The organism is Shewanella sp. 11B5, from assembly GCF_002836795.1.
In the GTDB taxonomy this organism is placed as follows: Bacteria; Pseudomonadota; Gammaproteobacteria; order Enterobacterales; family Shewanellaceae; genus Shewanella; species Shewanella frigidimarina.
This window is the reverse complement of the sequence record NZ_PJAP01000424.1, coordinates 1-4,969: the sequence shown is the minus strand read 5'-3', so window position 1 is coordinate 4,969 and position 4,969 is coordinate 1. Positions and strand designations below refer to the sequence as shown.

Here is a 4,969-nt window from a genome sequence, read left to right as displayed (position 1 = left end):
GGATTAGTTTGCGATCTTGCTGTGAGCCAATATGAGCCGGATTTGTATCGGAAACGCATGAAGCCATCGGTGGACTTATTAATCAGTGATCGGGCAGAAAAGTCTATTTCAGACCAAGGTTTTATTCCTTTATCTCCGGTTTTAGGTTGTGAACACTTAGTTTTTTACAGCAATGCTTCTGTCCAGAAACCACCTAAATATGAATTGTTGGAAGACAGTATTAATGCAAAGTTATCATCGATGTTGCAGTACATTTTGTGTGTTTCACGTTTTGCTCATTACATCAAAGTACTAGGGCGCGAAAAAATTGGTTCACTTCATTCTGCAGAGGCTTGCCAGCGAGAGCTACAACTGTGGCTGCATAAATACACTACCGCTTCAGACGTGTCTTCAGATGATGTAAGAAGTAAATACCCACTGCGAAGTGCCCAAGTACAGGTAAAAGAAATGCGTGGCAAGCCAGGGCATTTCTATTCGATTATTCAGTTACAACCTCATTTTCAGTTAGATCAGATGGTGTCCAGTATTAAATTGGTCACTGAACTGACATCAAGAAATTAAGATAAAGGTATCAAATGAAACAAATTCAACAAATGCTGCAGAGCGGCCAACTACAAGATGCAATTCAGTTAGTTGAGACAAAATTAAAAGACGACCCGATGAATATTGACTTAAAAGGTCAACATGTTGAGTTGTTGTGTATTAATGGTGAACTTGAGCGTGCAGACAAACAATTAAACTTTTTAGTGCAAAAGCATCCCGACTTTTTAATTGGCGCAGCAAATTTACGTCAGCTGATCCGTGCTGAACAAGCCCGACAAGATTTTATGGCGGGCAAAGCTGTACCACAACTTTTTGCTGAGTCTGATGCGCACGTTGAAGCATTAATGAAATTACGTTTAGCAATGGTTGATGCTCAAGATGATGTGACTCAGTGTGCAAACAGCCTTGAAACTCTGCGTCCGGAAATAAACTTAGTATTAAATGATATCACTCATCAAGAAATTCGTGATTTAGATGACACTTTAGGTGGTTTCATCGAAATTTTTGGTACTGACGGCAATTTTTATTTAGCGCAGTTATCTGAAATTGATTATATCAATTTTAAACCTGTAACTTCATTACTGGAAATGGTTTGGCGCCGGGCTGATCTTGCCATTAAAAATGGACCAAGTGGTGAAGCGCATATTCCAATGATTTATGGTGGCAGTGAAACTGATGCGCAAAAACTGGGACGAGAAACCGATTGGCATGAAATCGCGACTAATGTTGTTGCTGGCAAGGGCTTAAAGATGTGGTTTGTCGATGATAATGCTATCGCATTAAATCAAATAACTAAAGTTACGACTCCAGTGTTGCAGTAGGCCCTGTGTTGAGCAAAAACCAACAACCGATAATGGCGTCAATTCTAGATAGATTGATAGATGATGCGCCAAATGAGCAAGATGTCAAAGACAGCCATCGTGGCCTTAATTTACGTCAGTTAAGGTCTAATGTTCGTCGCGATTTAGAAAATCTACTCAATGCTAAATTGCAATGGCAAACGTGGCCGGATCATTTAACTGAGCTTGATAATTCTTTGATGAATTATGGTTTACGTGACTTTTCTTCTATGCCAGTCGCGAGCTTAGATGGGCGTCAACTTTTATGTAAACAAGTTGCCGATACCATAAAACGATTCGAACCGAGATTTTTAGAAGTGATGGTTGAAACAGTTGATAATGAACAACCATTAGATCGGGTTTTAAGATTAAAAATTAATGCATTGTTGTATGCAGAACCTGAGCCTGAATATATTACGTTTGACTCGGAAGTTGAGCCTGTCCACTTGGCGATGATAGTTAATGAGGGAATTCTGTGAATCAGGAATTATTGGAATATTACAATCGTGAGCTGGCTTTCATTCGTCATATGGGAGCGGAATTTGCTGAGCAATATCCTAAAGTGGCCGGGCGTTTACGCTTAAGTGATGAACATGTTGAAGATCCTCATGTTTCACGATTAATTGAAGCATTCTCTTTGCTAACAGCACAAATTAGGCAAAAACTTGACGATAGTTTTCCTGAATTAACCGAGGCGTTATTAGGCCAGTTATATCCCGATTACCAAGCGCCAATACCGTCTATGTCAGTTATCAAAGTCACCACTGAAAACTTGTCGACTACTGGCGTGTTATTACCCAGAGCAACTCAGGTAGACACTCAGGTAGAGGGGATGAAAACGTGCCATTTTCAAACGTCATATGACATGAAATTATGGCCAATTGAAGTGCAAAAAGCCCAGTTTCAAAATGCACCGTTTAATGCCCCTGAACCGCAATGGCCAGAACGTGCTAAGGCTATTATTAAGCTTGATATTGCCTGTGAGTTTGACGAAATCAGTATGCCAAGCCTCGGTATTGATAAATTACGCTTTTTCTTGAATGGCCAAGATCATCAAACGTTTCAACTTTATCAATTGTTATTTGAACACAGCCTCGGTTTTGCTTTAGTGAATGAGCAGCAAACTGTGTGTAAGTTTTTAACCAAAAGACATTTAAAAGCGGTTGGCTTTGAAGATGAACAACAAGTCATACCTTACAGTCAGCGTACCAGTTCTGGTTATCGATTATTATTGGAAAACTTTATTTTCCCAGAAAAATTCTTGTTTTTTGACATCGATGATTTAGATGGCAGTTGGCAAGGGATCGACAATAAGTTTTCACTTTATATTTATTTAAAGGAAGGCTCTCAGGATTTAGAGAAGCAAGTTAGTGCCAATCATTTTCTGTTAGGTTGTACGCCGGTGATTAATTTGTTTGAACAAAAATTAGAACCGGTGAGCATCGATGCGTCTCAGTATGAATATAAATTGGCTGCCCGTTATTCTGACTCTGAAGTGACTGAAATTATCAGCATTGAAGATGTTATTGCGTATGATCCTAAGGACAATAAGGTAGAAGTTACCCCATTTTATGGTGAATCACATCCGCAATATTTAGGTCATAATAATTTATTTTGGCATGTTAGGCGTGAATCTGCTAGTTGGTCTGGTGGTTATGCTGAATTAGGCACTGAATCGTTTTTATCGTTAGTCGATCATAACTTTAAAGGATTTAAGTCCGAAGACGACTATGGCGCTTGGATATTAAGTATTACCGCTCAATGCAGTAACCGTAATTTGCCGGCACATCTTCCGTTTGGTACTAATGAGCCCAAAATGTTCGTACCTGAACGTGCCGACATTATTAAGCACGTAAAATGTTTGCTTGCGCCCACGTTACCGGTACGTGCGTCGCTGAGCGATGCTTCGCGCTGGCAGCTAGTGACTCATTTATCTATTGATAGTTTTAGTGGTAAAGATGCACTGTCTAACTTAAAAGAAACCCTTAAATTATACGATTTTAAGTGTTCACCAGAAAATAAAAACTTAATAGAGAATATCCATTCTGTTCAAGTGAGCCCCGATACAGCCAGAGTTAACCAGCATGGCAGGATTAGCTTTTGCAGTGGCAGTCATATTGAAATTACCTTTATTAAAGACCATTATTCTGGCAGCGGCGTGTTTTTCTTTTGCACTATTTTAGACCACTTCTTTGCACAATTTGCTGCAATCAATAGTTTTACTCGCTTGAGCATGCGCTTTAAAGATCATAATTCGATAGCTTATACCTGGCCAGCACGAGCTGGACAAAGGCCGCTGCTATGACCCAGCAAGTAATGAATAATCAGTTACAAGCGATAATCGATACGCCATCAGAATATGACTTTTATCAAGCCGTTTATCAGTTTCAACAACAATTATCTCAAGGGCGAGAGCAAGGTTATAAGGTGGGTTATGACGCCATTCCAAGCCAAGAGTTGTTACGTTTTAAGTCTGATCAACATCTTGGTTTTCCAGGACAAGCAATCAGCAACGTAGCGTCTACATCGACAAGTCAAACTGATAAAGTTGCCGCCGATATGCATATTTCATTTATGGGATTAACCGGACCCAGTGGTGTACTGCCTTCACATTATACCGAGTTGCTACTAGAGCGCTTGCGACTTAAAGATAATGGGATGCGTGACTTTTATGATTTATTTAACCATCGGCTTATCTCACTATTCTATCGTTCATGGGAAAAGTATCGTTTTTCGGCAAATTATCAATCACCAGAAACAGGCGTTACCGACAGCTTTACCCATGTATTGAGTTTGCTTAGTGGTAACAAATCATTAAACCGTTATTACGCAGGTTTTTGTCACACTAAAACGCCGAGTGCTGAGTCATTACGAAGAATGTTAAATGATTTTACTGGCTGTAATGTACATATTTTATCCTTTCAAGGGCGTTGGCAGTCCTTAGCGAAAACAGAGCAAACCCGAATGGCGAGTCGAAGTATGCCAGAAGGGCAATACGCCCGTTTAGGTGTTGATGCCAGCATAGGCAGCCGGGTATGGGATATTAATTCTAGTGTCAGTATTCATATAAAGCCGAAGGAAGGCGCATCGGTTAACGCTTTTATGCCTGGAACAGCCAGTTATCAATCACTTAAAAAACTAGTCTCAAACTATTTAGGCCAGTCAGTGAAATACAAAATTTTTCTAGAAATAAAACAACAAGATGCACCTACAGCTCAATTATCAAAGTCCGCAATCGGACTAGGGTTAGGTTGTGGCCTAATGAGCCGTGCAGAGAATGGACAACAAATAAAAAGCTTAATGATTTAATTAATAAAGGACTATGAATATGTCAGCGATGACTTTAAGTAAATTGGTAGGAAAACTTAATCCAGTATGTCGACAATCTTTAGAAACCGCTGCCAGCGTATGCCATAGCCGCAGCCAATTCAGCGTTGAGATTGAGCATTGGTTATTAGCGTTGCTAGAGAATGGTTCGGGTGATTTAGACATCATCATGGCCAGTTTTTCAGTACAAAAAGATCAGTTGATTAGTGATATCCGTCAGGGATTAGAAAAGTTTAAAACAGGCAACAGTGCAGCACCAA

At 39.8% G+C, this 4,969-nt stretch carries 6 protein-coding genes; all 6 read left to right on the top strand.

Translation table 11 applies throughout. From position 1 onward, the window contains the following. A partial coding sequence (locus CXF78_RS09925; protein WP_145991411.1) for a type VI secretion system contractile sheath domain-containing protein occupies nt 1-561 on the top strand: 561 nt, incomplete at its 5' end. 14 nt (nt 562-575) lie between these two features. Next, a complete protein-coding gene (locus CXF78_RS09920; RefSeq protein WP_102036676.1) occupies nt 576-1,364 on the top strand; it encodes a type VI secretion system accessory protein TagJ in 789 nt (262 codons plus the stop codon). Nucleotides 1,365-1,369: 5 nt separating this feature from the next. Next, nucleotides 1,370-1,861, top strand: a complete 492-nt coding sequence (gene tssE / locus CXF78_RS09915; RefSeq protein WP_243638395.1) for a type VI secretion system baseplate subunit TssE — start codon at nt 1,370-1,372, stop codon at nt 1,859-1,861. Next, nucleotides 1,858-3,687, top strand: coding sequence for a type VI secretion system baseplate subunit TssF (gene tssF / locus CXF78_RS09910; RefSeq protein WP_102036675.1), 1,830 nt, complete (start codon nt 1,858-1,860; stop codon nt 3,685-3,687). The genes tssE and tssF overlap by 4 nt, the downstream gene beginning before the upstream one ends. Then, the gene (gene tssG / locus CXF78_RS09905) at nt 3,684-4,691 is read left to right on the top strand and encodes a type VI secretion system baseplate subunit TssG (RefSeq protein ID WP_102036674.1); all 1,008 of its coding nucleotides are present in this window, start codon (nt 3,684-3,686) and stop codon (nt 4,689-4,691) included. Before tssF ends, tssG begins: the two co-directional genes overlap by 4 nt. 19 nt (nt 4,692-4,710) lie before the next feature. Beyond that, on the top strand, nt 4,711-4,969 hold a 259-nt coding region (locus tag CXF78_RS09900; RefSeq protein ID WP_145991410.1), incomplete at its 3' end, for a Clp protease N-terminal domain-containing protein.